Origin of the sequence: Chryseobacterium pyrolae (genome assembly GCF_025153485.1) — a bacterium.
GTDB lineage: Bacteria > Bacteroidota > Bacteroidia > Flavobacteriales > Weeksellaceae > Chryseobacterium > Chryseobacterium antibioticum.
This window is the reverse complement of the sequence record NZ_JANZQH010000012.1, coordinates 52,374-79,233: the sequence shown is the minus strand read 5'-3', so window position 1 is coordinate 79,233 and position 26,860 is coordinate 52,374. Positions and strand designations below refer to the sequence as shown.

The following is a 26,860-nucleotide window of genomic DNA, read 5'->3' as shown; positions in this document are numbered from 1 at the left end:
CAGTTGGACAATGTTTTTTTTGTTCACTATTAAATTGAAATTCAAAAAAATAAAATGCTATATACATCAATACAATTCCGAAATATAGAACTAAAAAACAGATGGGTAATGTCTCCCATGTGTATGTATTCATGCGAAAACGGGATCGCAAATGATTTCCATTTTGTGCATTACGGAAGCAGAGCGCAGGGCGGGACAGGTTTAATAATGGTAGAAGCTACCGGAGTAGAGCCAAGAGGAAGAATTACCAATCACTGCATGGGAATCTGGAATGATCAGCAGGCAGAAGAGCTGGGAAAAATTGTTGACTTTGTCCATTCCCGTTCAGAAAGTAAGATCGGAATTCAGCTGGCCCATGCCGGAAGAAAAGGTTCCACCTGGAATAATCTGCAGATTCCTCTTGAGGAAGGCTGGGAAACCATTGCTCCGAGCGCTATTCCTTATCATCCATCTGAGAGAATTCCACACGTTCTTACCGTGGAAGAAATCAAAGAACAGGTCCAGAATTTTAAAGAAGCAGCAAAAAGAGCCGTAAAAGCAGGTTTTGATATCATCGAAATTCATGGGGCGCACGGATATCTGATCCACCAGTTTTTATCACCACTTTCCAATATACGGACAGACGAGTACGGCGGAAGCTTTGAAAACAGAATCCGGTTCCTGCTGGAGATTGTAGATGGTGTCAACGAAGAACTTGATGAAAATACAGCCCTTTTTGTACGGATTTCCGGAACCGAATACGCTGAAAACGGATGGAATATCAATGACAGTGTTGAACTGGCCAAAGTTTTAAAAGAACATTCTGTAGATCTCGTAGATGTTTCAAGCGGAGGTAATATTCACGGAGCAAAAATATCCGTATTTGATGGTTATCAGGTTCCTTTTTCCTCTCAGGTTAGAAACGAAGCTGAAGTGAAAACCGGATCCGTAGGATTGATTACTACAACGGAACAGGCAGAAGAGATCCTGCAGAAAGGAGATGCAGATCTGATATTTGTAGCAAGAGCGATCTTAAGAAACCCATATATGGCGGTTCAGGGATCATTTGAGATGAAAGAAGAATGCTTTTTTCCTCATCAGTATACAAGAGCGAAAATTTCGTCATAAAACTCCGGGATGAAAATTGAAGACTTTATGCTGACCTGTCCCAGCAAGAAATTTCTGGGAGTTGAGTGCTTAGGATGCGGTGCCCAAAGAGCCATTATGCTCGTTTTTGAAGGAAAATTTTCAGAAGCTTTTCATTTGTATCCGGCTGTTTATACCGTGTTGCTGTTTTTTTTTACATTAGGTTTGAGTTTTGTAGATAAAAAAAGGAAGTACGGGCGTATGCTGATGATTATGGTGGTTGTAAATCTTATTATTATGATGGTATCTTACTATTATAAACATTTTTACATTCATTCTCATTGAAAAAGCAGAACCGAAACTATGTATTTTTTTAATGTTTATTTAAAATTAATAGAACAAAAGTCGTAGAATTACTACAAAATATGAATCTGTTAGATAAAAACTTTTTAAATTAGAGCTTGAAGTCTATCTTTGTTAGACAAACTTTGTGAAAAGTATAATCATAAATGATTAAAATGTAAGAATATGGCAGGAAATTCAAGAGGAATCTTAAAATTCAATGGAGGTGAAGAACAAAAACTATTAAAGCTTAATTACAGCGTATCAAGATCTACCGATATTTCAGGACGTGTAGCGTCCGATCCATCAAACGCTTTGATTAAAGTAACAATCGAAGCCACTGAAAAATCTGATATTCTGGAAAGTTTATTGAATGGTAAATACAAACCCACAAGCGGTGAAGTTACTTTTAATAAATCTCATGAAGAAGGAACACTTATCACCCTAAAATGGGAAAACGGATATGTGATCCACCATGAAATGGATTTTGATGCCATCGACAGCAATAATATGCTGGTAAGTTTCGTAATAAGTGCAGAAAGTATAGCTTACGGAAATTCAATCTATGACGGATTCTGGCCATTAAGCTAAGTCTTGAGTAGTACAAATACAAAGAGACTGTCCATCAAGACGGTCTTTTTTTACCTGTTGTGAATGCTATTTTCTGGCAAGGAATATTTGTTTATTTTCAAAAATTCCCGATTGGATGAATAATACATACACTTTTTTTTTAACACACAAATCACTTTATAAAATATGTCTACTACACCTGAAAAATCAAAGGGAGCGGCTTTTCGCCCAGCACAGAATGCAGATGGGGTGTCCGAAAATCACCATACCGGCATCAACCGTCTCGTAAAGCTTTCCTTAGTCATAGAAGGAAAGATCATCAAATTTTATAAGCATTTTAAACTTAAACAGAGTACTCAGCGTCATCATGAATTTACACTTACCCTGGCTCATGATACCTTGGGAGACCGCCAGACCCATTCGCTGGAAGAGGCCAATAAATTTCTCGGTAAACGTCTTACGGCAGTCATTGCCTATAAAGATATTGAAAACAGCCCCGAAAGAACCTTTGTAGGAATTATCACAGGAGTTGCATTCAGCCAGGAAAAAATGAGCCTCGGAAATATTGTGCTTACCGGATGCAGTCCTACGATTCTGCTGGATGGTGCTTCCCATATCCAGAGTTTTGGAGGAGGCCAGCCTGTAAATATCGGGATCATTGCTGAAGAAGTAATCAAACAGGGAATTGATAAAGGCCGTTTTGATATCAGGGTGGATGCCAATAATTTTTCCCAGATCATTTACAGCAGTCAGTACGACGAAACGCATTACAACTATTTGGCAAGGATGGCTGAAGCATATGGTGAACAGTTCTTTTATGACGGAGAAGTCCTTCATTTTGGGAAACTACCGCCTCAGAACAAACCGATTACCCTGACCTACGGAAGCAGCGCCAATGATATAAAAGTGGAACTGAAAGCAGTACATACCAAACCCCAGTTTTATGGGTACAACAGCAACAAAAATGAAAAGCTGACTTCAGGATCTACTCCTATTCAGCATGTAAGTGACATTGCCAAAACAGCGTACGAACACAACAATAATATTTATAAAACCCCAGCGCTTCAGGTAGCGCCTATCAAAGCATCAACCCATCTTGACGTTGAATATTCACAGAAAAGTGCTTCAGGAAGCGAGGCCGTCAATGTATTTTCCATCTCAGGAAATACCACGGTTCCCTTCCTTCACCCTGGATGTATAGCCGATGTTCAGATGAGAAAACCAGACTCGAATGAGACTTCGTACTTCACAAGAATTATGATTACTGAGGCCGAACATGAGATCGATACGATAGGCCATTACAAAGGAAGCTTTACAGGGATAGCAGCAGATACAGGATTTATTCCAAGACCGGAATACAAAATTCCTAAAGCTGAACCTCAGACTGCGGTCGTCATATCCAATACAGATCCGGAAGGACAGGGTAGAATACAGGTACAGTTTGACTGGCAGACGAGCGATACGACACATTTTATCAGGATGATGAGTCCTGACGCGGGAGGAACCGATCAGATCACGCAAAACAGAGGATATGTAGCCATTCCGGAAGTCGGAGATCAGGTGATGGTCAATTTTGTTCACAGTCACCCGGACAGACCTTTCGTCATGGGAGGAATGTTCCACGGAGGAATCGCTTTGGGGGGAGGAATCAATAATCACCTGAAATCTATTCAGACCAGAAGCGGGATCAGGATTTTGATGAATGATGAAGAAGGAAGTGTAAAAATTATGGACCCCAGCGGAAATATCTATTTTATGGATGGCGCAGGTAATATCAGTATGAAAGCGCCAAAGAATTTCACCCTGAATGCGGGAGATAATATCAATATCACTGCAGGAAAAGAAATTTCGGTCAGTGCAGGAGCAGGAATCAACACTTCTGCCAATGACAGTATTATTTCCACAGCCGGAAAAGATATCGTTCAGACTGCTGCCGGTGATATCCGGGAGTCTTCTGATACCAGAACGGAAATGGTGGAAAAAGAATTCACAAGACAATCTGAAACGTCTAATGAAATAGCCGGAGAGATATCCATGTTCAGCGAGCTGGAAAACATGACTATGCAAAGCGGCAAGATTGTAGAATTCAACAGTGCTGAAAAATCAAAACTTTTCTGATATGGCTATCATCAAAACAGCTAAAAATATACACATAAAAGTCACAGACTCTTATCATTTGAATGTCGGCAAAAAGGTTGAGAAAATTGCGCAGAAAATTAATGTGGAAGCCCAGAAAAACAACCTTGTTTTGGCAAGCAATAAGAAAATAATGTCGCATGGAAACAAATAAATTAAGAATTCTGATTCTTTTTATTGTAGGTAGTTTCTCATTAATCAATTGTCAAAATAAAAAAATGGAAGAAAAATACAGCTGGTTAGGAACCCTCTCGGCTCCGCAGGAATATCCGATGGAAATTTACAAAGGAGCCATTATTGCGGATGATTTTACCTACGGCTTTGATGCTATCTGGGGAACACAGAATACAGGTTGGGGAAATGAAGGCGGTACAATGAGTGTAGAAACCCGGCAGATGAACATTCCTTCTCAACTGGAATTTACCTGGTACTCTCTGGTAGAAAATAAATTTTATACCGGAAAATGGGACCTGGATAAAGAGAAAATAAAAAATCTTTTCGCAAAAGGATTTATAGATCAGGACAATGGAAAGAAAACCACGTACACCAATTTTATTGTAGGACTAGCTCCAAAAGGACGCGTGGTTTTATGGATTAATGGTCCGGGCAACCAGAAAGAAGTAGGCGTTTTTCAAGCTAAGGATACCCTGATTACCAAAGAAAAAGCATACGAAAATGCACAGTATATGCTGAAAGAAGGTTTTGCAGACAGAATGCTTAAAGATCCGTCTTATGAAACATTTAAACCGGAAATCAGAGCTAAAATAGAAAAGGAAGGTTATCCTGATGCAGGTATTTATGATGTATACAGAGAAAGGTATAGCTGGAAGCCCTCAGTGATCCTGCCGGAAGGTAGCGAATGGATCGATTTCGGATTGACCAACTATAATGGCGAGCAGGAAAATCTTTTCGGTGAAAGCTTAGCCGCTGATACCTATACAAAAAGAGCGGTTCCAAAGTTCTGTGGTTTTTACTGGAAAGACAAAAATAAGAACAGATACGGAGTATGGATAGATTCTTTTGACGAGAAAGAAATTTTTGAATTGTTCCAAAAGCTCGGAAAGGAAAAGAATATAGATTTTACGATCAAGGTTAATGCAGATAATACAGGCGCCGCTCTATCATTAAAGAGCGAAAATGAAGAACTGCCCGTTACAAAAGCGAAAATCAGATTATCCCGTAAAATAGATTAATTATATTTTATTGTTATTCTGTCACTCAAATTAAAATAAGAACGATGCACAATAATAAATTTGGAGAGTACACACCGGAAATAACCAAAGAGGAAGTATTAGACATTACTCTTGGGATGTTTTTTGACGGAACTTTGAATAATAAAACCAATACTACGGAAAGAATAGGCGAAACTCCTGAATATAAAAAGAATGGAGGCTCACCTACGGATAATAACAGTTATAATAACGACTGGAGCAACGTAGCCCGTTTGTGGGACAATTACGATAAAAATTTTGGCATCTACATAGAAGGGATAGGAACTGAAGATAAAGAAAAAGATTCTATGCTGGGATATGCTTTCGGAACAGGGGCTACCGGGATCCGGAGTAAAGTGAGGAAAGGATGCGAAGAGATCGTAAAAAAAGTAAAAAATATCAAGAACGCTAAAAAAGCAGATAAGATTGCAGTTCTTACTTTCGATGTTTTCGGTTTTAGCCGTGGTGCAGCAGCAGCCCGTAATTTCGTTCATGAAATAGGAAAATCAAAATATAAAGCAACCACCACTACCGTTTCACATGAAGGGATGACGGTGACCTCCCGCTATGACAGCGATGGTACCGGAGTAGAAGGTGAAGAACTTCCGAAATGGGGACATTTGGGCCTGAAACTGCAGGAAGCCGGAATCACAGTGGATGTACTCAGGGTGAGATTTCTGGGTATTTATGATACTGTTTCCTCTTATTCGAAAAACTTTTCTGCCACGCCGAACTTTCACAATGATGTAGAAGAGCTGAGTCTGAATGATATCGGAAGAGCACAGACCGTGATTCATTTTGTAGCAGAAAATGAGCATAGAGAAAATTTTGACCTTACGAATGTGCATGTAGGAATAGAGAAAACATTTCCCGGCGTCCACTGTGATGTAGGAGGAGCTTATGAAGATGGCGTAGAAACCTGGGAGGAGATTGAAACATCATGGACCACCAGTGCAAAACTAAAAGCATTAAGAAGTCAGCTTATAGCAGATGCCTGGTACAAAGAAGATCAGCTTACCATTAATCCGGGCTTTTATCTCTCCTTAAAAGGAACCCGTAAATTGGTAAAAAGATACAGCTATGTTCCTTTGCATTTTATGGCAGAATATAGTGTTCAGAAAACAGTACCTCTGACGATAAAAAAACTTACAGACGAAACTTATTCTATTTCAGGAGATCCTTTGCTGGTAAGGGTAAAAGACAGGCTGAGATCTTATGCAATGGCAGACGGGAAACAATATGTTTTTAAAAGGTATAAAGATGTTGAGACCGCATACGGAGGAGCGTCAATACCGGAACAGAAATATGCAGACTACCAGAAAGAAATGAAAGAACAGGACGACCTGAGAATCCTGAGAAATGAATACCTGCACTGGTCGGCAAGAAGAGAAGGAATAGGAATGGACCCTACGTCAGACAGAGTAAGAGTCCTCCATTAATCCTTTATCCAATGAATAAACATCTGGCATTAAGAATCGGAATTTTAGTAGCAGGATTTATACTGATTTACGTATATGATCACTGGGATTCATGGTTCCATCCGGTTCAGTCTATAGGAGGAAACAGTGGAATGTCAATTCCTATGAATCTCGTTTTGAATATCTGCTGGATCATTTTATGGTGTTTATGGCTTTTGATAGAGATTGTGGTAAGTTTTTTTAGCAAAAATATAAAGAACAGAAATACAAATTTAATATTGATACTGTCGGGGATCACTTTGCTGGTCATTTATATCCTGAATATTAAGTAAAATAGACAGACAGAGAACCGTGACGCCGGATCATTTTTATGCAGAAATTTAACATACATACCGTTCAGAAAGAAGAAAGCTTGAAAAGTATAGCTTCACTGTACAGTTTAGATACAGATGCTTTAAAGTCATTTCATAACAATCATTGTGATGTAAAGGATATGATCCTGATTGATCTTACTGGTCAAAAGGAACTATTTCTTCCCAGAACAGCGGTCACGGATAAAAAGAGGCTGGTACAGTTCGGGAGAGGAAATAGTCTCGCTTTCCAGCCTGAGCATTCATTTTACAGATATGGAGTTGCCATTAATATCGAAAATGATGATCATAAAAATGAACTGAAATATGAAACTTCAGTACGCTGGCTGAAAACAGAGAATAAACTTCATTTTTTTGAAATAGACAGAATATCAAATCTTTATCTGAACGAAGAAGAAGTCAATGAAATAGCCGATCTGCTCGCTTATAAGACCTCTAAGGTTTTGTATCCGCTACAGGTCAGTGTAGATGAAGAAGGAAAATTTAATGCTGTAGAAAATCTTTCGGTGTTTAAAGAAAGATGGACTGCAGTAAAGGAGGAGGTTTATAAAGAATTTGAAGGAGAAACGGTAGACAGCTACTGTGAAAAAATAGAAAAAGTAATACACGAAACTGATGCAATGAGTCTTTATCTAAAAAATGATTATTTCATCAGGACCTTATTTTTCGGGATTTATAAGAGTTTCGGACCTCATTATGAAACCAGTATAGCGGAAAGTTTCCCTATTGTAAATAATCCTGTGGAACCGAAATATGAAGTAAAACTGGAAATCGACCCGCTGAAAGATGAATATGACCTGGTTACTATAAAAGGAGAAGGAATTTTAAACGATGAAAGGACCATCTATGATTTTATAAATAGAGCTCCTTTTTCATTTATTATTGAAGATCATCCGGAAATGAATCATAAGGGAAGTTTCAGATTGGCATATTATCTGAACGGAGAAACTTTGCTGTCAGAATCATTGTATTTGGAATGCAGTATAGACCTTGAGAAAGAAAAGAAAATATCAGTAGTCATTGCGGCTCTGACAGACTAATTGATAAAAACGTAACAACATGAAAATTAAAACCAATCACAAATTATCCATATTGATCTTTCTATTAAGCTTTAGCCTGTACTTCGGGCAAAAAGTAGAGTTTAATATTCCGAAAGACATCCAAACCTTACAGAATTCCATTTTTGATTTTAAAAATGATTTCACAAAAGATGAAGCTAAAGCCGCTGCCGCATCAGACACGGACTTCTCAACGACTGTTGAGCTTTATGATTTGAAATATGAAGGAACCCAAAAAAATCTTTATCTGGATTTAGCGTTGAAAACCGGAGCAAAGCCGAAACAATTTATTCAGCAGGCAGTTTGGAACATCAATATGAAAAAGGTTTCTTCTAAAAGCACGAAAATCACTGTTTTTCTTGAAAAAGTAGTGCCGGATAGCTGGTCTAAAAAAGAAGTGGATACAAAACTCACCAAATCCACAGGCAAACTTGAGAAAGAGATCAAAGAATTTCTATTAAACCACAAGCCAGCAGAACATTCAAATGATCTGGTAGCTGTTGACGCTTCGTCCACAGATGAGGAAACCGAAGCACAGGCAACGGCTCAGGTAGTTGCCTTTGAAGCAAAAACGACTCAAAAAACGATCGTATCTAAAAAGTTGCAGAGTTTATTTAGTAAAAAACAATTTATCGCTTTACCAGCCACATCAGGAACTTTTACAAAACTTTTACAGACAAGTCCAAGTGAATTGGAATGCAAAGACTGTAAAGGCGGAAAATATTCCAACTGGGATTTTGAAGATTTTAATATGATTTATGCCAATATGAATGGTGGAGAAGAGTACTATGCCATTCAGTATTACGGGGAGAACAGTGTTTCAGGATTACCATTTGGCTTAGTATTCAATGACAGCTCACCCTCGGAGTGTAAGCAAAAGTTTGCACGGTACAATGCTCAGCTTTACCAGACAACCGTTGATACAGATGAAAATTCATCAAAAGCGTTAACGGTGGTTACTTTCAAGATGAACTCCTCTTTCGTTCGTCTGGAATTTGGGAATGACTATTTAGGCAGACTCGTAATTTCAAATAAAGAATTGTAGCCATGGCAGAAAAACATATTGTAGTACAGGGTGCTATGTGCAAATGCCAGTTCGGACAGCTTCCGGACAAGCTTAAAGTACTCTCACACCAGAAAGAATACGCTAATGATAAAAATGCTTCACAAAAATTAATTGTGACCACAAAGGAAATTGGAGCGGCTACATTTGAGAAGAATACATTCGGTAACTGTACGAAAATTGTACCGCCGCCACCCTGCAAAATCATGGTGACCGAGTGGAAAGATTTTTATGAAAAAGTTCAGCTTAATAACGGAGGATATATCATTCTGGAAACCAGCAAGGCCATCTGTGCCATTGCCGGAATACCGTGTATTGAAATCATAGATCACGGGCAAAGGGCGGAAGCCAGTGCACAGAATTTTAAAAATGCTGATCAGGATGTGCAGCAACAGATCAATCCGTTGGTAAGTTCTGAGGAAATGTACAAAGAGCAACCCACGCATGAAGGTTTAGAAGCCGGAGAATCCCCAAAATTGTAAGTTATGCCAAAAGGAATAAAAAAAATAAAATTTGTATCCATAGCCAACGAAGCTAATAATTCAAATTCCAAATTTAGTCCGGATAGATGGGCGTGCGTTCCAGCCAATAAAAAAGCACATTTTCATATCAAGGATTGGCATAATGAAACAACGGATGCCCAGAAGAAAGGAAAGATTTACTGGATTGTTTTAGACAAGGATAGAAAAAATATTGTTGACCGTCTTCAATGTATGACGGATAAACTGTTCTCTTATAAGATCCCTAAAAATCTTTGTGGTTACCCTTACTACATCGAAGCAAGTATGACAGGAAAACCAGACTCCACTTTTACAGGGCTTTTCTTAAGCGGATACTGTGATCCGCTTATTGTTTCCAGTGCGTGGAGCAGAATCAGAGGAGGCAAAACCATTAAAAATAAAAATAGCCAAAACTTCGGTTTATCATATGGAGAGGTCGTGCATTTTCATGCCAGAACAGAAGGTATTAATGGAGAAATAGTGATCATAGAAGTTCACAATGAAATGTGGAACGGAGACTACAAGGTGCGTACATTATATAATGTAGAAGTGAAGGACGGGCAGATCAATCTTGAAATTCCAAATACTTCACAATGGAAAGCCCATATAAAACAGATTCAGGATAATGAAGAGTTTTATGTGAAAATTAAAAGAAAAAATGGTCCTTATCTCAAAGACAAGGAAGGAAATGACAGACATGGCCAATATCTGAACATTAAAAACCAGCTTAAGGCAGTCAATAAAACAAAACCTTCCAATCAGACTCCTCTTATCATCGGGCAACCGAGCAACAATATTGCAAGAGTAGGATCCTGTACATTTAAACAGATCAAGATCAATGAAACCGATGAGTTCCCTGTTTTTGTTGACGGGAAAACAAAGGTTAAACCTATTTCTACCACACCATTGGAAGAAAGACATTTTGTGCATTTTGATTTTGGTAAACCCGGAGTGAGAGGAGATGCACAAAGTGTATTGAATCCTTTAATTTCCTTACTGAAAGCCAATCAGCATTCCAGAATAATAATAGACGGACATGCAGATGAGAGAGGCCCCGGAAATTATAACCTGAAACTTTCTCAGGATAGAGCAGAAGCCATTATGAACTTTCTGAAAAGTAACGGACTGGGAAGTTCAAAGTTTGAATGCCACGGTCATGGAGAAAGCCAGTTGAAACATAAAGGAGCAAACCTCACTGAAGCCCAGCATCAGGAGAACAGACGTGCCTCAATTCGATTCAATTACTATGAAAATACCTTTTCACCAATTGTTTTTGAAACGATTGCCCCATTTGCCGGAAAAACAAAAAAAATGACGGTAAGTGCCGTAGGAAAGGAAAGAAAAGGTTGCCGCGGCAGTCATAAGGATGAAATAAAAGTATTGGATGGAACTATTTCCAAAATAGAGCCGAAAAATACAATCACTTATCCTGTAAGTGCCAATATCGGAGATGATTTTATCAAAAATTATGTACTTTATTTTGGGAAATACATCAACTACTTTTCCTCTATACACAAAAGCTATTATTTCTATATCAACAGTTGTACCTATTATCCACAAAAGGATAAACCGACAATCCACCTAAAAACTTATCCCGACATTGTCTGGCTGGCTCACGGAAAATATGATTATGAAGAAGATTATTTCTTCCATAATCACAATCTGACCCTCCAAAAAGGCCTCGCGCCGGAATTTGAATCCTTGATAGATAATATCTATAAATGGACTTCCCTGAGTATGGTGGATTATATGACCAAAAGAGTCCTGCTGGATTATATAAAAGCGGAAGCTCAGAAAATTGAGATAGGTCTGCATGCCATTCACAACCGTACCCAGGAAAAGAAAGGCGCAGCTTTAAGTCTTACAGGAACTACCGTAGATTTTATTGCTCAGACAAAATACACCAAATATGCCACAAGTGCAGCCATGTATGGTTTTGTCTGCCTTCAGATTGTAGTGGAAATCCTTATTCTGATTCTTACCAGAGGAAGAAGTGGAATCAGCAAGCTGAAGAAAATCAAGAAGATAGCTAAAGAATTGAAAAAAGTCAAGAAGCTAATGGACAGCCTGCCTGAAGATGTTGAAATATTAGGCCCCTCTATGGCATACAGAAGCGGTCTGTATTATTATAAACAGGCAGACGGAAGAATTGCCCTGATATGGGAAGCTGATCTAAAGATAGAGCCCGTGGTGGCAGTAGAATATAAAAAGGAATTTGATCTTTTAGATTATATTACTGACAAGACTGTAAAAGATAAGATTACCGGTAAACAAAAACAAAAAGACTTTGAAGATATACGGGATAAAGCAAAAGGAACCTACGAGGATAAGCTCAATAATATTGCGGCTTCCATATCGATTGTGGGAGGGATAAGCATAGAACAAAACATAAAATATAATTTCCTCACGAAGTCTTATGGTTTTTCAAAACAAGCCGGAAATTTTTATGATGAAGCAAGGGGAGTTGTTGCCTATGGTCAGTATGTAAAGTTAGCAGCGGAAGTAAAACTGAAAATGGCGTATGAAGATTTCATTTTTGGCCTAATTTATCATAAATTTGAAGGAAATCTTGAGTTTAAAGGCAGTGCTTTAATTGGATTATATCAATCCTACGGAAAAGATACAGAAGGCTTTTACATAGAAAATTATATCTCTTTTTCTGGACTTAAGGTAACTTTGAGCGCAAAAGCGAAATTGATGATCATTAAATACACAATTTTTGACGTTAGTACAGACGATGAAAAAGGTAAACCCAAAGAATATGAACTGCTTGCTCCGGATAGAGTTAGATTATTTAAAATTTATTTATTGAAAATATAATGTTATGAAAAGATATATTTTATTATTAACAATCTTATTAACAACTTTAAGCTGCTCTCAAACTTCTAACAATCAATTAAATATGAAACAGAATTCAGAAATTAATTCTAAAAATATAATAGAAAAAACCCTTCAGAATATAAAGCACTACCCAAAAGAGCCTAAATATGTTATTTACCATACGAATGGGATGTGCAATTTTGAAATTTTTATAAATGATATTAAAGTTACAAAAAGCTTTAATAATGAATCATTTAGTACAGGAAATGAAATCAATCCATATCTTACTGGAAATACCAACACATTAAAGGTTGTTCTTTATCCACGGGAAGATTTAGAAAAATTAGACGGTCAGACAGAGTTTGATGTAAAAGTGGAGTCTTATGAAAATACGGACAAGCTTTCAGCTGAAAAACAGCAGGATAACTTATTTGTCTATAATGCACCAAAGGATAAGGATAACTTATTTAAAGATACAGGAAAAGACCGTTTTGAAGAAACAAGAACATTTAAGCTGTCCAATGTGCCTTATACCATAGAGGGCTGGAAAGACAGCCAGGATCTGAGAAATCTTGACAAAAAAATATTGGAAGCTAAGGTACTTGAAGCATATAAAATGATTGAGGCTGCGTTTAAAACAAAGGATATGGATAAAATTGCACAGTTTTCTTATAATAAAATAAAAGACCAGGCAGTTTCCCAGTATTTTGATAAAGATGAAGTGCAGGAAGGCTGGGATGAATTGATCTCTATTGCAAAAGCCGAAAATTTAGAATTTATGCCGTTGAGTAACTACGAATTGGTTTTCTATGGAGATGGAAAGCTGGTAGGATTAAAAAGCATAAAGAAAGAGAAAGGCTTCAGAGGTGCTTCTGCTTTACTGTGTAAGTTTAAGAAAGATGGAAGTTGGACCGGAGCTGAATTAGATTATTTATTACATATCCCAAAGGGAAAAACAGAATTTGAGATCTATTAATGTTTAAATATTTTTTAATCTACGAAGAAAACTGTGAGACCACTCTTTCTGAAGAGGAGTTTTATAAGCGGTTTACATACATGAGCTACAGATACATTAATATGAGAAGAGAAGGTGGGATCAGGTATGTGTCATTTCATTTTAAAAATAATGGGTTTTCAAAGTCTCTTTTTTACCTGTCCACAAAAATATCTTTTATTCCATCAGCGAACAGGTCAAAAGTAACTATTCGTTATGAACCTAACTACTTTTCGATAGCTTTATGCTTTGCAGTTGCGTTGGGGATAAGCATATTGCCTGCTCTATTTGTTGAGGTAATAAAAATTGATCATAAGCCTCATATTGTTGGTTTTACAGATAGACTTCTGATCGCTTCCATTTCAATAATACCATTAGGCTTTTTACTAGCTGATATATTCAACTATCACAAAGCTAAGAATTGGATGAGAAAAGAACTGTCTTTGGACTGTCATTAAAGATGCTCATTTGTTTTAAATAATAATAAGAAATACAATGAAACATATTTTAATTATTTTAGGCTGTTTTCTTGCGTTGAGCTGTCATTCACAAAAAAAGAAAGATCCCCAACTTATAGGGAAATGGGAAGGTGTTCTGAAAGATTCAAAAACGGGAAGTTCAATGGACAAGATTGTTCTGGAGTTTACAAAAGAAGGTAAATTTCGTCAGCATCTGGGAGAAGGTAAAATGCAGAATACAATAGAATCAACCTTTGAAGTTCAAAATGATGAAATAATCAGTGTGGATCAGGACACGAAGGAGAAATCTGAAAGTAAATACATCATTAAAAACGATACATTAACCATTCTCTATGAAGGAATGGAAAATAAATACATAAAACTTAAATAGGGAATGGACGTAAGCACCTTTCCCTATAAAAAGATCCACGCATGACTTTTTTTGGATACTTAGTTCTGATAGTTAGCTTATTATCAGTGTATTTAGCCTACAGGATATTTGATAAAATACGGAAAAAGAAAAGCTCCGTAATGGGAAAAGAAGGTTTTGTGGAAAAAGGATTTGTCTTTCTTTTTATCTGTCTTTTAATGATTTCCATCAACTCATTAACGATGATCCTGTCCTACACTTTCTTTTGGGAAAAAGCATACAGAAGTGTAAGCGAAAACCAGTATGAAGCAGTAGTAATCGGTTATAAAAAAGAGATCACAAGAACTCAAAATTTCAGAAGCTCATCCTATCATAATACGGCAATCTACTTTCCCAAAGTGAAATATGTGAATTCAGAAGGAAAGGAAGTGATAAAAGTAGTGGATATGACGAGCAATCATCCGCCTTCTCTCGGACAAACGCTGAACATTACAGATAACAGAACCAGAAGAAGTGCCAATAATACCGACATAAATGGGCTCGTGTTTATTTTCGGATGTATTTTTACCGGAGTAGCAGCATTTTTTGCCATTTTAATAGCTACTTATACCACAGAATATTCCTTAAAAATAAGAATTACTATATCTGCATATGGTGCACTTATCTTGTGTGTGATCAATGGAATAGGTGTACTTCTGATTTATCTCAGACAGTGAAGATAAAACAAGTTTTTGACTTCTGTAAAAAGCATGTTGTAAATACGAACCTCATTCTAAAATAAAATGTATTTTTGGATGTATACGAAATCTCAAACTCGACACACAAAATACATGGAGAATAAAAATAGAGCACCGAAAGCAGTTTACGTTTTTTTAGGAGTTATATTATTCTGTTTTCTCTATTTTATCTTATGGCTTATTTTCAAAGAAAAAATGCCTCTGCCTCCGTATTTGTATGAAATTTCTAAGAATTACGACCGCTATGCAGAACGTGCTTTTGTTATCCTGCCCTTGGTGTTTTTTGTAGCTGTAGTGATAGAGTTGCTCCGGCCTACATCGGCTAAACGTTTTCTGAGACTTCAGTCGGCAATTCCCACCTCAAAAATAAAATCTCTGGCCAAAGGATTGGTAGAGGTCGAAGGAGCGCTGATCATCAGGCAGCCCCTCATCTCACCTGTAGACCATGAAGAATGCATAGGGTACTATTATACCATTGAAAATATCAGTCAGGATTCTGACGGTAAAAATTCCTATTCTACCATTCATAGAGAAACCCAATGCAATGCTTTTCAGATCAAAGATGACACGGGAATTATAGATGTAATACCTGAAGGGATTGAACTGATACTTTTGAACGAAACAAACGTAAGAAGCAGCGGCCATAAACGCTACACAGAAACCCTGTTGAAAAATGGACAAAAAATGCTTCTCGTAGGATATGCAGATTCAGATAACGGAGTTCCATTCATCAGAAAGGATGATCATTACAAGGTTTTAGGTATTACGTCCGCATCGGGAATTTCTGTCTGGAACAAATACCAGCCACTATTACGGTCATTCATGTTTACCTGTTCAGCAATTATTATAATCATTATATACATACTTATACAATAATGAATCAGACGACTGCAATGGCATTAGCCGTACTGCTCGCTGTAGCCGTAATCAGCTTTTTCATCAACCTGTACAACAAGTTGGTGATGATGAAATTCAATGTAGAAAAGGCCTACAGCAATATAGATGTTGTTCTCAAACAAAGAGCAGATGAAATTCCCAACCTTGTAAGTGTCGCCAAACATTTCATGAATTACGAAAAAGAAATTCTCACTCGCCTTACGGAGCTGAGGACTTCTTACCATAATGCATCTGGTTCCAATCAAAAAACAGGACTTGCCAATGAAACTTCAAGAGCTCTGAAATCATTCTTTGCTGTATCAGAGAATTATCCTGAACTGAAGTCCAACAATAACTTTCTGGAACTTCAGAAAAGAATTTCTGAGCTGGAAAATAAAATAGCAGACCGTAGAGAATTCTTTAACGACAGTGTCAATCTTTATAATATCGGGATTCATGAATTTCCCAACGTAATTTTTGCTAAAATGTTCGGGTATAAAGACAAAACCTTACTGGAAATCCCCAACTCAGAAAAACAGTATGATGGAGTTCAATTTTAATACCTTTTTCGGATTCGAGCAGGATCTTGCGGCTTATCCTGAAGTTGCCATATTCGGAGCCATGTTTGCACCGATACTACTCCTGATTCCAATATCGGTCATAGGCTGGATATTCAGAAAACTCAAACTTAATATGTACATCATCCATGCCCTTTTGTATACGCTTATGTTTACATTTGTACTCGGATCTTTTTCTATGCTTATCCTTTTCTTTATAACGGATAAAGATGGAATTAAACTGGCCTACTGCTGGTTGACCATTCTTACAGGCATGTTCTTTTTTAGTTTGATGAACGCGAATACCATCACCAAAATGTTCACAGACTGGTTAAAAGTCACCAAGGAAAAAAACAATTCACAAAGATAAGTTTTCCCTACTATTCTTAAAGTAAAACATGCTCTAAAAGCTTTGCGTCAAAAAAAGCCGGGTCAAAAATATTGAACCGGCTATACATTATGGTTAAAAATCAATTATTTCACAATAAACTTCAGCGTAGACTGATCCATTTTTAAAATATAAATTCCCTGCTCAAGATTTTTGATCTTAATGGAATTTCCATTTTTAAAAGGACTGTTAATCGTTTGAAGAGTTTTCCCCTGAAGATTATAGATTTCTGCTGTTTTGATACTTCGGGTATCGCCTTTTACAAAAATTTCCTGTCCTGAAATCGGGTTAGGGTAGACCTGAAGTTCCTGAACAACACTTTCGTCAACTGCTACTTTTTGAGCCTGTCTGGCAGTTCCCGAATAACAGGTCCATTTAAGATCATCAATAGCCACTCTGTTGCTGGATGAGCTGTTAACAAGACTTATCGTAACATTTCCTGAAATATTGATATTATTAATGGTTGTCGTGGCCGCAGTAGCGCTGTAAGGTACGGTACCTACCGTTGTTCCGTTTACCTTCACATCAAAAGTTCCAGCGCTTCCTGAAAATTTAAGCTGTGTAGTCACCGTCAGTGATCCGATACCATTGGAAGAACTTCCGGAAGTTAAAGATCCGGATCTCACTGTAATGGCTTTGTTATTGATCGTCTGATCAGTTCTAGCATCCGTAGCAGTCCATGAAATACTACTTCCTGTCCATGTTCTTGTTGTATAAGAAGCATCAGCGGCGGGAATACTTTCAAAAGTTTCATTCACACAGTCTGTTCCGGGATTAGGTGTTCCCGGATCTGTAGTTCCCGGATTGGAGCCCCAGATCTGACCCACATAATTCGGGTTATCAATAAATGGGTTTCTGTTTCCCTGATAAGTATAAGAAGCATTATTTCTTGCGATCTCTGCTGCAGAAACAGGATCCTGATTGTGCCACGCCAGAAGAACGTTCAGTTCCCACGTCTGTAGTCCCGGAAATGTGGAACTCCCAAGCATATTACCCGAAGAAAAAGATGAAAGTTTGCTTTGGTAACGCGTTACAAAATAGAAGATCATTCTTGCCACATCGCCTTTAAATTCATCAATCGGCTCAAAAACCGTCCCTGCATATCCTGAAGAGGAAGAACTTCCCAGCTTTGATCCGTTTTTGGACGTGAATGTTGCTGTACCTACTTTTCCAAAAGGATAATTACTTCTCATTCCATTCACTTTCCCATCGGTAGCTCTGATGAAATGAATATCCGAGACCATAGGCGCAGATTCATTGAATAAGCTTTGAGGAACAATATGCTCTCTGTTGTAACAGTTTCCTTCTACAGAATACGTACCACACTGGTTGGTACCTGGCGTATATTTGTAAGGATCGGTCCCGGAAGGTTTCTCTGAATAAATATCCATGATAGAACCGTCATTTTCATAATTTTTATCAATATCAGTCGTTTTATAACCCGTCCAAAGTCCGTTGTACCCTTTGTCCTGATGTCCGCTCGTAATGATAGAACTTAATGCTGTTTTAAGTGATGCACCACTCAGCCCGTTGGCAGAGCTGTAATATCCTGCAGGAGCCTGGGCATTGGCAAACCCCGCTATTACAGTACATAATATCAATTTTTTCATACTCATAAAATTTCTGTAAGAATACTATATTTTTACGAATAAAAAATTACATTATTGTTAATTTTAACATGTACAGCATGCCATTATTATGCATACCATTACAATGATGATGAATGTTTGGGAAATTAATAATGCTCATCATATTTGGAAAAGCTCTACTTTTATAGTATAAAAGTTGATACCAGGAATAAAGTAAGCTATGGGAAGTATTTATATAGGAATTGTTTTCGTTTTTATCTTTTTAACACTAGCACTTTCTGCGGTTTCAAAACAGAAAAAAGTAAAATTTTATATCCCTTTCGTTATATATTTTATCATGCTTTGCGGATATCTTGTAAAAGCAGGCTATGATCTTAAAGAATACAATTCTTATAACAACGAAGTATTCTCAAATGTAACAGGAATAGGTATTAATAATCAAACCGTTAATAAGAAGGAGTATGATAAACTTTTTGAGGAATTAAAGTTTGATGAATTTACCTGGGTCAACCATCCTATCAAAAGAAAAGAATACTTTGTGAGTATACATACAAAACAAAGAATGTATAAATTTAAAATCTGGGACACTTATAATCAGGGAGTTTTAGTATTTAGGATAAACAAAAACGGAAAAGAATTTGTCACGAACAGGAATGATAAAGTAATCTATTATTTAAACAATTTCAAATAAAAAAAACGCCGGTACAGTTTTCCTGTATCGGCGTTTTTATATGCTATTTGATTTAAATACATCTTATTTTCTCTGAGGCGGGTAATTTTTCATGATTTCAGCCATAATCTCAGGAATCTGTCTTTGTTTGGCTTTTGGAGAATCCACGGAAATTCCGCTTCCGATACCCTGCCAAACCAGTTTGTTTGTTTTAGAATCGATGAGGTCAACAATCAGTGCTCCTTCATTGTAATTGCTGGTCCATGTTCTGCTCATTCCAACGCCCCATCCGAAAGGACCGCCCCATCCCCACATTCCATATGGAGAACTGCTGTTGATATCGGTTACCTTTTTATGATTAGCTTTTACATTGACGATCAGATCAGGATTTTCGCCGGATTGAAGTCCTTTGGTCTGAAGCTGTCTGGAGAGTTCATTCAAAACTCTGTCTTTATCAATATCATTCAGTTTCAGATCGTCAATTCTGATCTTATACGTTTTATAAGTCGTAAAATTGGCTGTTTCAGCATAATCTGAACGCACCTGGAAAGGACTGCACGATGTAAGGCCTAATGCAGCCGATGCTAACAAAATAAAAATATATTTTTTCATTTTATTTATTTTTTTTATCGTTTTTAATGAATGTATCAGTCTTTTTATCGTACCCGTAAGGACAGTGTCTGCAACCGCTTTTACAGCAATGCCCCCTTTTCAGATGGAATTTTTCTGTAAAAACCTTGTACCCCTGTTCATTGTAGTAGAAGTCTTCACCTTCTTTGATGTCATATTGGGCCATAAGTTAAATCTCTAAGTCAAAAAAACTTTATATTTGTTAGTATGATAATTATATGCCAAAAGCCATTAAAGAAATTAAAAATTAACGGCATTGCTCTATTTCCCTTTATCTTCATTAGGAAACCCGAAGATAAGGAAAATAAAGTACTTATCAATCACGAAAAAATTCACTTGAGACAGCAGCTCGAAATGCTCGTTATTTTCTTTTACATTTTTTACGTCATCGAATATTACTACTGGTTTTTCAAGCTCAAAGACGGTTTTCTGGCCTATAAAAGAATTTCATTTGAAAGAGAAGCATACGCCAATGAGCGGGATCTGAATTATCTGAAAAAAAGGAAATTCTGGAATTTCAGGAAATATTTGTAATAAATGTAAAATGTATACCTTAAAATTCAATAGGGGTGGGCTTTAGCCTGCCTTCAAAAAATAAACCGCCTTATCCGGCTTTAGCCAAACCTAAATTAAAACACAAATTTCACAAATATTCCCACAAATAATCACAAAAGCAACTTATAAATAAACAATCCATCATCTGCGAAAATCTGTGTCATCTGTGTTCAAAAAATAGGCATAAATTTTTCTGTGCTCTTTAATGTAAAAAACAAAATGATTCATGTCGTTATATAAATCCACACAAACGTAAATCTTTTACTAATTTTGCAGATAATAGTTAAACCATAAAAATGCTATTAAAAGCTCCGGCAGAACCCATTCCGATTCAGGAAATTTCTATTCATCATAAGAATATTAAACTCTTCATCAAAAGAGAAGACCTTATCCATCCCCAGATCTCAGGAAATAAGTATTGGAAACTTTTTTACAACATCAACAATTACCTGGATGAAAATCCGGAAAACCCATATCTTATTACGTTCGGAGGAGCATTTTCCAATCATATTGCCGCAGTTTCTGCCGCAGGAAACTTATCCGGCGTTCCAACACTGGGAATGATAAGAGGAGAAGAACTGGAAAATAAATGGCGGGATAATCCCACCCTTCTTTTTGCCAAAAGAAACGGAATGAACCTGAAATTTGTGACCCGTGAAGAATACAGGCATAAAGAAAAATTAACCGAATTTCTACAGAATGGGTTTCCGGAAGCCCTTATTATTCCGGAGGGAGGAACGAATGAAGAGGCTGTAGAAGGCATTAAAATGATGCTGAATGACCAAACAAAAGATTTTGATTATCTTTGCACCGCAGTGGGTACCGGAGGAACGGTTGCCGGAATTGCGAAATTTTGTGAAGACAATCAGAAAGTTATAGGATTTAAGGTCGTAGACGATGCTTCACTGGAGAATAAGATCTTGGAATTAACTTCCGGACGAAATTTTAATCTAATAGATTCATATTTTGGAGGTTATGGTAAAATAAAGGATGAAAACATCCGTTTTATCAATGATTTTAAACAGAAATACGGTATCCCTTTGGAACCGGTGTATACAGGAAAGATGATGCAGAAAGTTTTCGAACTGATAGATGAAGATTATTTTCCTGAAAACAGCAGAATTTTGTGCTTTCATACCGGCGGATTGCAGGGGATTGAAGGAGCCAATCTGCTTTTGGAAAAACAGAATAGAAATTTAATTATATAAGTAAAAATTGAAAAACATGAAAAGACTTTTCTTACTCGTAAGCCTTTTAGTTTTATCAAAATTCTCGGCCCAGGCTTGGGCTACTGAAGACCAGTATATTCAAAAATTCGCTAAATATGCGGTAGAAGAAATGGAAAAATACAAAATTCCGGCTTCTATTACATTGGCCCAGGGACTCTTAGAGACTGGAGGTGGGCAGAGCAGACTGGCTCAGGAAGGCAAAAATCACTTCGGAATAAAATGTAAAGAAGACTGGACCGGAAAAACGATGAAGCACACCGATGATGCTCCCAATGAATGTTTCCGTGTTTATGAAGATCCGAGACAATCTTACGAAGACCATTCTATATTTTTATCTACAAGAAAATATTACGCGAACCTCTTTAATCTGAATATGAAAGATTACAAAGCGTGGGCGCATGGTCTTAAAAAAGCAGGGTACGCAACCAATCCCCGTTACGCTTCGATCCTCATCAGCAAAATTGAAAAGTACAGATTGTATGAGTATGACGATACCAGCTCAAAAGAAGTACTGTATGCCGTTCTTAAAATGTATCCAGATCTGAAAGACGACAGAGCATTCATGGCTCAGCTGGAACCTTCAAAAATGATCACTAAGAAAGCTAAAGAGGCAGTCACTGTTGAAGTTCCTTACAAGCAGACTTCTTATGCCCAACAACAGAAAAGGGTGGAAAGAATCAAAACAAAAGCGGAAATTCTTAATTCAATCCTTATCAAAACTCACCCGAACGAAGGTTTAAGATACATCGTGATTCCAGAAGATACTAACGTAAAATTCATTGCAGACAAATTCAGGGTAAGCGAAAGCAGACTGATCAAATGGAATGAGCTGGAAAGTGATGTTCTGAAGAAAAACGATATTGTATTTCTTGAATCTAAAAATTCCGCGGGAAATACGGCTATTTACAAAGCTGAATCTGGTGAAGATATGCACGATATCGCTCAGAAATTCGGAATCAAATTAAATAAATTATATGCAAAAAACAGAATGGATGAAGGACAGAAACCGTCTGCAGGCCAGCTGATTTATTTAATTGATAAAAAACCTAGAAACTAATTTTTTGTTGTTAGTTTCCGATTATCAGTTGCTAATTAGCTGGTCATCTATAAACTCCCAACACTCAACTAACATATGAAGTACCAAAGAAGTTCGGCTTTATTTGATGAAGCCTACAAATACATCCCGGGAGGCGTCAATTCTCCGGTTCGGGCATTCAAATCAGTAGGAGGTGTTCCTGTATTCATGAAATCTGCAAAAGGGGCTTACCTTACCGACGCAGATGATAATACGTATATTGACTACATCAATTCATGGGGACCAGCAATTTTAGGACATACCCATCCTGAAGTACTGGAAGAACTTAAAATACAGGCTGAAAAAGGCTTTTCTTTCGGAGCGCCTACAGAACTGGAAACAGAAATTGCGAAATTCATTGTAGAAAATGTTCTTAATATTGACCAGATCAGAATGGTTTCTTCAGGTACAGAAGCTTGTATGAGCGCTGTAAGACTGGCAAGAGGATTTACAAAAAGAGATAAGATCGTTAAATTTGAAGGCTGTTATCATGGTCATTCAGATTCATTTCTGATCAAAGCAGGAAGTGGTGCTGCCACTTTCGGAAATCCGAATTCTCCGGGAGTAACCGAAGGAACGGCTAAAGATACTCTTCTGGCCCGTTACAACGATTTTGAGCAGGTAGAAGATCTGTTCCGTCACAACCAGGGAGAAATTGCAGCAGTGATTATTGAGCCTGTTGCCGGAAACATGGGCTGTGTACTTCCTGAAAATAATTTCCTTCAGAATTTGAGAAAAATCTGTGATGAAAACGGAGCTTTATTAATTTTTGATGAAGTGATGACCGGTTTCAGACTGGCTTTCGGAGGAGCTCAGGAACTGTACAATGTAAAAGCGGATTTGGTGACTTACGGAAAAGTAATTGGCGGAGGTCTTCCGGTAGGTGCTTTTGCGGGGAGAAACGAAATTATGGACCACCTGGCTCCAAAAGGAGGCGTTTATCAGGCAGGAACATTAAGCGGAAATCCATTAGCAATGAGAGCCGGATTGAAAACATTACAGCTGATCAAAAATGATCCGGAATTCTTTAACAGAATTAATAAAACAGCAGAAACTTTGGATTTCGGAATCGGAAAAATTCTGAATGAAAAAGGAATTGCCCATAAGATCAACAGAAAAGGATCCATGATGTCGGTATTTTTCCATATCAACAGCGTGTCCAATTTTGATGAAGCAGCAGCTTCCAACCATTCTTTGTTTAATAATTTCTTCCACCAGATGCTTCAGAATGGAATCTATCTTCCGCCAAGTGGCTATGAAACGTATTTCATCAGTGATGCGATTAAGGATAGAGAAATTGAAATGACGCTGGAAGCAGTAAGAAACTTTGACTATTCTTAAGATTTAATACATAAATCATAATAAGACCGGGTTGTAGAATCCGGTCTTTTTTTGACCCTAAAAGGAGATTTTTTTTAACATTTTAGTTACTTTAAAGTAAAGTACTGAGAAAAATCTTTATGAAAATCGAAATTCCCATCCTCTGGAGGGGTGGCAAAAATTCTTTGAATTTTTGCCGGGGTGGTTAAAACTTCTTTTGAAATATTCCAAAATAAAAAAAATTAAGCCATCCAATAAATCATACAGATATTGCAATAAACCATACACCGTGATCACTTCCGTTCTTTCTATTTTTGTATGAAATAGATTGGAAATGAAGACCTCTGACAAAACAATATCCCGTAAAGATTTTATAAGAAATTCAGCACTGGCTGCAGCCGGACTCAGTTTAATACCCAATATCATGACAGCATCTCCATTTTTTGATGAGCAGAATATTTCGGCTAAAGGAAAATTAAGCCTTAAAAATGTCCGTCTGGAAACCGGTTTTGAGTACGAAGAAGGAGAAGTTGTTTCGACTAAAACTGATCTGTTTTATATAGAAATTGAAAACGGGAAGATTAAAAGTATAACTCCGAACCAGCCTGGTTCAAAAGCTGTTGATGCCAAAGGAATGCTGATGCTTCCTGCATTTAAAGATATGCATATTCACCTGGATAAAACGTTCTATGGAGATCAATGGAAAGCCGTGAGAAAAAGAACAGGTGGCGTAAAAGGAATGATCGAACTGGAACAGAAAATGCTTCCGGAAATGCTGAAAAACTCAACATTTAAAGCTGAAAAGATGATTGAGCTGTTGCAATCAAAAGGAACTTCTTTTGCGAGAAGTCATGTCAATATTGAACCGACTTCAAAATTAAACTCATTAAAAAATCTTCAGAAGGCTTTAGAAAATAAGAAAACAAGTTTTGGTGCTGAGCTGGTTGCTTTTCCACAGCATGGCGTATTTTATACAGACTCGGTGCCTTATCTTAAAGAGGCCGCTCAGATGGATATTGATTTTATCGGTGGAGTAGACCCGTTTACCATTGATGGAGCGATAGAGAAAACAATCGATTTTACGGTTCAACTGGCTTTAGATCATAAAAAAGGAATTGATATTCATCTTCATGAAACGGGTGAATCGGGATTGAATACGGTGGAATATCTTATTGAAAAAGTCAATGAAAATCCTTCTCTGAAAGGAAAAACATACCTGAGCCATTGTTTCATTTTAGCAAAATTAGACAAAACAAAACAGGAAGAAATCGCTGAAAAACTGGCAGAAGCCCAGATCGGGATTGTTTCTACGATCCCTTTTGGAAACCTTATCATGCCTATTCCTACTTTATACAAGCATAAGGTAACGGTTCTTACGGGTAACGACAGTATTGTAGACCATTGGAATACTTTCGGGACTGGAAGTGTCCTTCAGAAAGCCAATCTGATGGCACAACTGTATGGGTATTCTACAGAGTTTTTATTGTCAAGAAGCCTGAAGCTGGCAACAGCAAATATTCTTCCCCTGGACGATAAAGGAGACCAACAATGGCCAAAAGCGGGGGACAAGGCTGATTTTGTGCTGATGAATGCCAGCTGCTCTGCGGAAGCTGTATCCAGAATTTCAGATGTGGAATCATTGGTTCATCAAGGGAATGTAGTTTATTAAAATGATGTTTTCTTCTACGAAAATAATAAAACCATTAAGATTTAATAAGTTTTTAAGAATATTAAGTAGAGCTTCGCTTTTTCAGAAACACAGCTTAAAAAAATCAACTGATTTTTTTCTTATTTACTTCATTCATCTTAATGTTTTAAAAATTATTCTGTTCTGTAGGAAATTAAAAATATTGAAAATCCATGCAGTAGCTTTTTATGGTTAAAAGCAATCATATCTGTTTAAAAATGAAAATATCTTCATGCCTTCAAATTTCTCATATAAATTTCACTAATTTTAGGAGAAAATCAGGATACGTGGGTTATCATACAGATCATTTTCCAATCTTAGGAATTCAGGAGTTCAGTGAGAATCAGCTTCAGGGCTCTCATCTGCTGTTTAACGAACTGCATGGGGAACGTTCCATTGATGAACCCCACAAACATGATTTTTTTATCATTAATCTATTTGAACACGGAAAAGGGAGCCACACGATTGATTTTACGGAATATGAGGTCGGAGATAGGCAAATCCACCTTGTTTTTCCGGATCAGGTACATCAATGGGTGATTGAAAAGGAAACGGTTGGGTATCAACTGATGATCAGCAGAGACTGGTTTGAGAGTTTTCTGCCTTCGCTGAGATTTTCTGCTTCCTATTATCAGAATCATCCTGTTATTCATCTTTCGAAAGAAACTTTTCAAACGTTCCTGTATGAGTTTCAGTCCATTCAAAAAGAGGTAAGTGAAAAGAATGTATTTTGGGAAGTCATTCAGAAACGAAGTGAGCTGATTGGACTGTTGGTCAGCAAATCGGTGGAAGGGACTTTTAAAGATTTTGAAATGTACCACTCCAATCCTATTATTTCTAAATTTTTACAGCTTATTGACGAACATTTCAGAACGGAAAGATCCGTTTCTTTCTATGCGGACAAACTTAATATTTCTGCCAATTATTTAAATATCGTCTGTAAAAAAAATCTGAATGCTTCTGCTTCCTCTCTGATCCAGGATAGAATTCTGCTGGAAGCGAAACGTCTTTTAAAAGTGTCGGAAATGTCGGTAAAAGATATCGTATATGATCTGGGTTTTTATGATCATGCCAGTTTTTCCAAATTTTTCAAAGCACAGACGGGAATGACTCCGTCACAATTCAAAGAATAATAATCCGTACAAAACAAAGCATAATTGATACACCATCT

The 26,860-nt window shown here is 37.2% G+C and carries 29 protein-coding genes; 26 read left to right on the top strand and 3 right to left on the bottom strand.

Translation table 11 applies throughout. The features are described 5' to 3' along the window. Positions 1 to 54: 54 nt before the first annotated feature. The 19 genes from namA (at position 55) to NZD88_RS19555 (ending at position 16,916) form a co-directional block, all read left to right on the top strand. Positions 55 to 1,107 (top strand): NADPH dehydrogenase NamA, encoded by a 1,053-nt coding sequence (namA, locus tag NZD88_RS19645; protein ID WP_259831370.1) that lies wholly within the window; start codon positions 55 to 57, stop codon positions 1,105 to 1,107. 9 nt (positions 1,108 to 1,116) lie between these two features. Then, entirely contained in the window at positions 1,117 to 1,410 is a 294-nt protein-coding gene (locus NZD88_RS19640) for a DUF2752 domain-containing protein (protein WP_259831369.1), read from the top strand. 183 nt (positions 1,411 to 1,593) lie between these two features. Then, entirely contained in the window at positions 1,594 to 1,998 is a 405-nt protein-coding gene (gene tssD / locus NZD88_RS19635; protein WP_259831368.1) for a type VI secretion system tube protein TssD, read from the top strand. Positions 1,999 to 2,163: 165 nt separating this feature from the next. Further along, entirely contained in the window at positions 2,164 to 4,095 is a 1,932-nt protein-coding gene (locus tag NZD88_RS19630; protein ID WP_259831367.1) for a type VI secretion system Vgr family protein, read from the top strand. Between the two features lies 1 nt (position 4,096). Continuing rightward, positions 4,097 to 4,267 (top strand): hypothetical protein, encoded by a 171-nt coding sequence (locus tag NZD88_RS19625; protein ID WP_169236510.1) that lies wholly within the window; start codon positions 4,097 to 4,099, stop codon positions 4,265 to 4,267. Continuing rightward, positions 4,254 to 5,306, top strand: coding sequence for a DUF2931 family protein (locus tag NZD88_RS19620; RefSeq protein WP_259831366.1), 1,053 nt, complete (start codon positions 4,254 to 4,256; stop codon positions 5,304 to 5,306). Before NZD88_RS19625 ends, NZD88_RS19620 begins: the two co-directional genes overlap by 14 nt. Before the next feature lie 44 nt (positions 5,307 to 5,350). Further along, positions 5,351 to 6,763: a T6SS phospholipase effector Tle1-like catalytic domain-containing protein gene (locus NZD88_RS19615; protein WP_259831365.1), complete on the top strand. Its 1,413-nt coding sequence runs from the start codon at positions 5,351 to 5,353 to the stop codon at positions 6,761 to 6,763. An 11-nt stretch (positions 6,764 to 6,774) separates the two neighbouring features. Further along, entirely contained in the window at positions 6,775 to 7,074 is a 300-nt protein-coding gene (locus tag NZD88_RS19610) for a hypothetical protein (RefSeq protein ID WP_259831363.1), read from the top strand. Positions 7,075 to 7,112: 38 nt separating this feature from the next. Then, positions 7,113 to 8,153 (top strand): hypothetical protein, encoded by a 1,041-nt coding sequence (locus NZD88_RS19605; RefSeq protein WP_259831360.1) that lies wholly within the window; start codon positions 7,113 to 7,115, stop codon positions 8,151 to 8,153. Positions 8,154 to 8,172: 19 nt separating this feature from the next. Continuing rightward, complete coding sequence (locus NZD88_RS19600; protein WP_259831358.1) at positions 8,173 to 9,216, top strand: hypothetical protein; 1,044 nt, start codon at positions 8,173 to 8,175, stop codon at positions 9,214 to 9,216. Positions 9,217 to 9,218: 2 nt separating this feature from the next. Continuing rightward, positions 9,219 to 9,716, top strand: a complete 498-nt coding sequence (locus NZD88_RS19595; protein ID WP_259831356.1) for a DUF4280 domain-containing protein — start codon at positions 9,219 to 9,221, stop codon at positions 9,714 to 9,716. 3 nt (positions 9,717 to 9,719) lie between these two features. Continuing rightward, positions 9,720 to 12,554, top strand: coding sequence for an OmpA family protein (locus NZD88_RS19590; RefSeq protein WP_259831354.1), 2,835 nt, complete (start codon positions 9,720 to 9,722; stop codon positions 12,552 to 12,554). Between the two features lie 82 nt (positions 12,555 to 12,636). After that, positions 12,637 to 13,530 (top strand): hypothetical protein, encoded by an 894-nt coding sequence (locus NZD88_RS19585; RefSeq protein ID WP_259831352.1) that lies wholly within the window; start codon positions 12,637 to 12,639, stop codon positions 13,528 to 13,530. Between the two features lie 101 nt (positions 13,531 to 13,631). Then, entirely contained in the window at positions 13,632 to 14,006 is a 375-nt protein-coding gene (locus NZD88_RS19580; RefSeq protein WP_259831349.1) for a hypothetical protein, read from the top strand. Positions 14,007 to 14,043: 37 nt separating this feature from the next. Beyond that, a complete protein-coding gene (locus tag NZD88_RS19575; RefSeq protein ID WP_259831347.1) occupies positions 14,044 to 14,397 on the top strand; it encodes a hypothetical protein in 354 nt (117 codons plus the stop codon). Positions 14,398 to 14,537: 140 nt separating this feature from the next. Continuing rightward, a complete protein-coding gene (locus tag NZD88_RS19570; protein ID WP_259831344.1) occupies positions 14,538 to 15,092 on the top strand; it encodes a hypothetical protein in 555 nt (184 codons plus the stop codon). A 114-nt stretch (positions 15,093 to 15,206) separates the two neighbouring features. Beyond that, entirely contained in the window at positions 15,207 to 15,989 is a 783-nt protein-coding gene (locus NZD88_RS19565) for a hypothetical protein (RefSeq protein ID WP_259831341.1), read from the top strand. Next, positions 15,989 to 16,549, top strand: a complete 561-nt coding sequence (locus NZD88_RS19560; protein WP_259831338.1) for a LemA family protein — start codon at positions 15,989 to 15,991, stop codon at positions 16,547 to 16,549. Before NZD88_RS19565 ends, NZD88_RS19560 begins: the two co-directional genes overlap by 1 nt. After that, positions 16,530 to 16,916: a hypothetical protein gene (locus NZD88_RS19555; RefSeq protein WP_259831336.1), complete on the top strand. Its 387-nt coding sequence runs from the start codon at positions 16,530 to 16,532 to the stop codon at positions 16,914 to 16,916. Before NZD88_RS19560 ends, NZD88_RS19555 begins: the two co-directional genes overlap by 20 nt. Before the next feature lie 104 nt (positions 16,917 to 17,020). On the opposite strand, the gene NZD88_RS19550 is transcribed toward NZD88_RS19555, so the two are convergent. Beyond that, positions 17,021 to 18,544, bottom strand: coding sequence for an endonuclease (locus NZD88_RS19550; RefSeq protein ID WP_259831334.1), 1,524 nt, complete (start codon positions 18,542 to 18,544; stop codon positions 17,021 to 17,023). A gap of 199 nt (positions 18,545 to 18,743) precedes the next feature. On the opposite strand from NZD88_RS19550, the gene NZD88_RS19545 reads away from it, so the two are divergent. After that, positions 18,744 to 19,214, top strand: a complete 471-nt coding sequence (locus tag NZD88_RS19545; RefSeq protein WP_259831332.1) for a hypothetical protein — start codon at positions 18,744 to 18,746, stop codon at positions 19,212 to 19,214. A gap of 63 nt (positions 19,215 to 19,277) precedes the next feature. Here the strand turns inward: NZD88_RS19545 and NZD88_RS19540 are convergent, their stop codons facing one another. Beyond that, a complete protein-coding gene (locus tag NZD88_RS19540) occupies positions 19,278 to 19,805 on the bottom strand; it encodes a DUF4136 domain-containing protein (protein ID WP_259831330.1) in 528 nt (175 codons plus the stop codon). A 1-nt stretch (position 19,806) separates the two neighbouring features. Continuing rightward, on the bottom strand, positions 19,807 to 19,989 hold the full coding sequence (locus NZD88_RS19535; RefSeq protein ID WP_076510366.1) for a C1orf53 family protein: 183 nt from the start codon (positions 19,987 to 19,989) through the stop codon (positions 19,807 to 19,809). 41 nt (positions 19,990 to 20,030) lie between these two features. Here NZD88_RS19535 and NZD88_RS19530 point away from each other — a divergent pair, with 41 nt between their 5' ends. The 6 genes from NZD88_RS19530 to NZD88_RS19505 all read left to right on the top strand — a co-directional run bounded on the left by NZD88_RS19530 (position 20,031) and on the right by NZD88_RS19505 (position 26,822). Then, positions 20,031 to 20,357, top strand: a complete 327-nt coding sequence (locus tag NZD88_RS19530; RefSeq protein WP_259831329.1) for a hypothetical protein — start codon at positions 20,031 to 20,033, stop codon at positions 20,355 to 20,357. Positions 20,358 to 20,674: 317 nt separating this feature from the next. After that, positions 20,675 to 21,586: a 1-aminocyclopropane-1-carboxylate deaminase/D-cysteine desulfhydrase gene (locus NZD88_RS19525; RefSeq protein ID WP_259831327.1), complete on the top strand. Its 912-nt coding sequence runs from the start codon at positions 20,675 to 20,677 to the stop codon at positions 21,584 to 21,586. Between the two features lie 16 nt (positions 21,587 to 21,602). Then, positions 21,603 to 22,664 carry a glucosaminidase domain-containing protein gene (locus NZD88_RS19520; protein WP_259831326.1) on the top strand — a complete coding sequence of 354 codons (1,062 nt, stop codon included), beginning with the start codon at positions 21,603 to 21,605 and terminating at the stop codon, positions 22,662 to 22,664. A gap of 75 nt (positions 22,665 to 22,739) precedes the next feature. Then, positions 22,740 to 24,023, top strand: a complete 1,284-nt coding sequence (hemL, locus tag NZD88_RS19515) for a glutamate-1-semialdehyde 2,1-aminomutase (RefSeq protein WP_259831324.1) — start codon at positions 22,740 to 22,742, stop codon at positions 24,021 to 24,023. Between the two features lie 313 nt (positions 24,024 to 24,336). Further along, positions 24,337 to 25,671 (top strand): amidohydrolase, encoded by a 1,335-nt coding sequence (locus NZD88_RS19510; protein ID WP_259831322.1) that lies wholly within the window; start codon positions 24,337 to 24,339, stop codon positions 25,669 to 25,671. 305 nt (positions 25,672 to 25,976) lie between these two features. Beyond that, on the top strand, positions 25,977 to 26,822 hold the full coding sequence (locus tag NZD88_RS19505; RefSeq protein WP_259831320.1) for an AraC family transcriptional regulator: 846 nt from the start codon (positions 25,977 to 25,979) through the stop codon (positions 26,820 to 26,822). Positions 26,823 to 26,860: the final 38 nt, after the last annotated feature.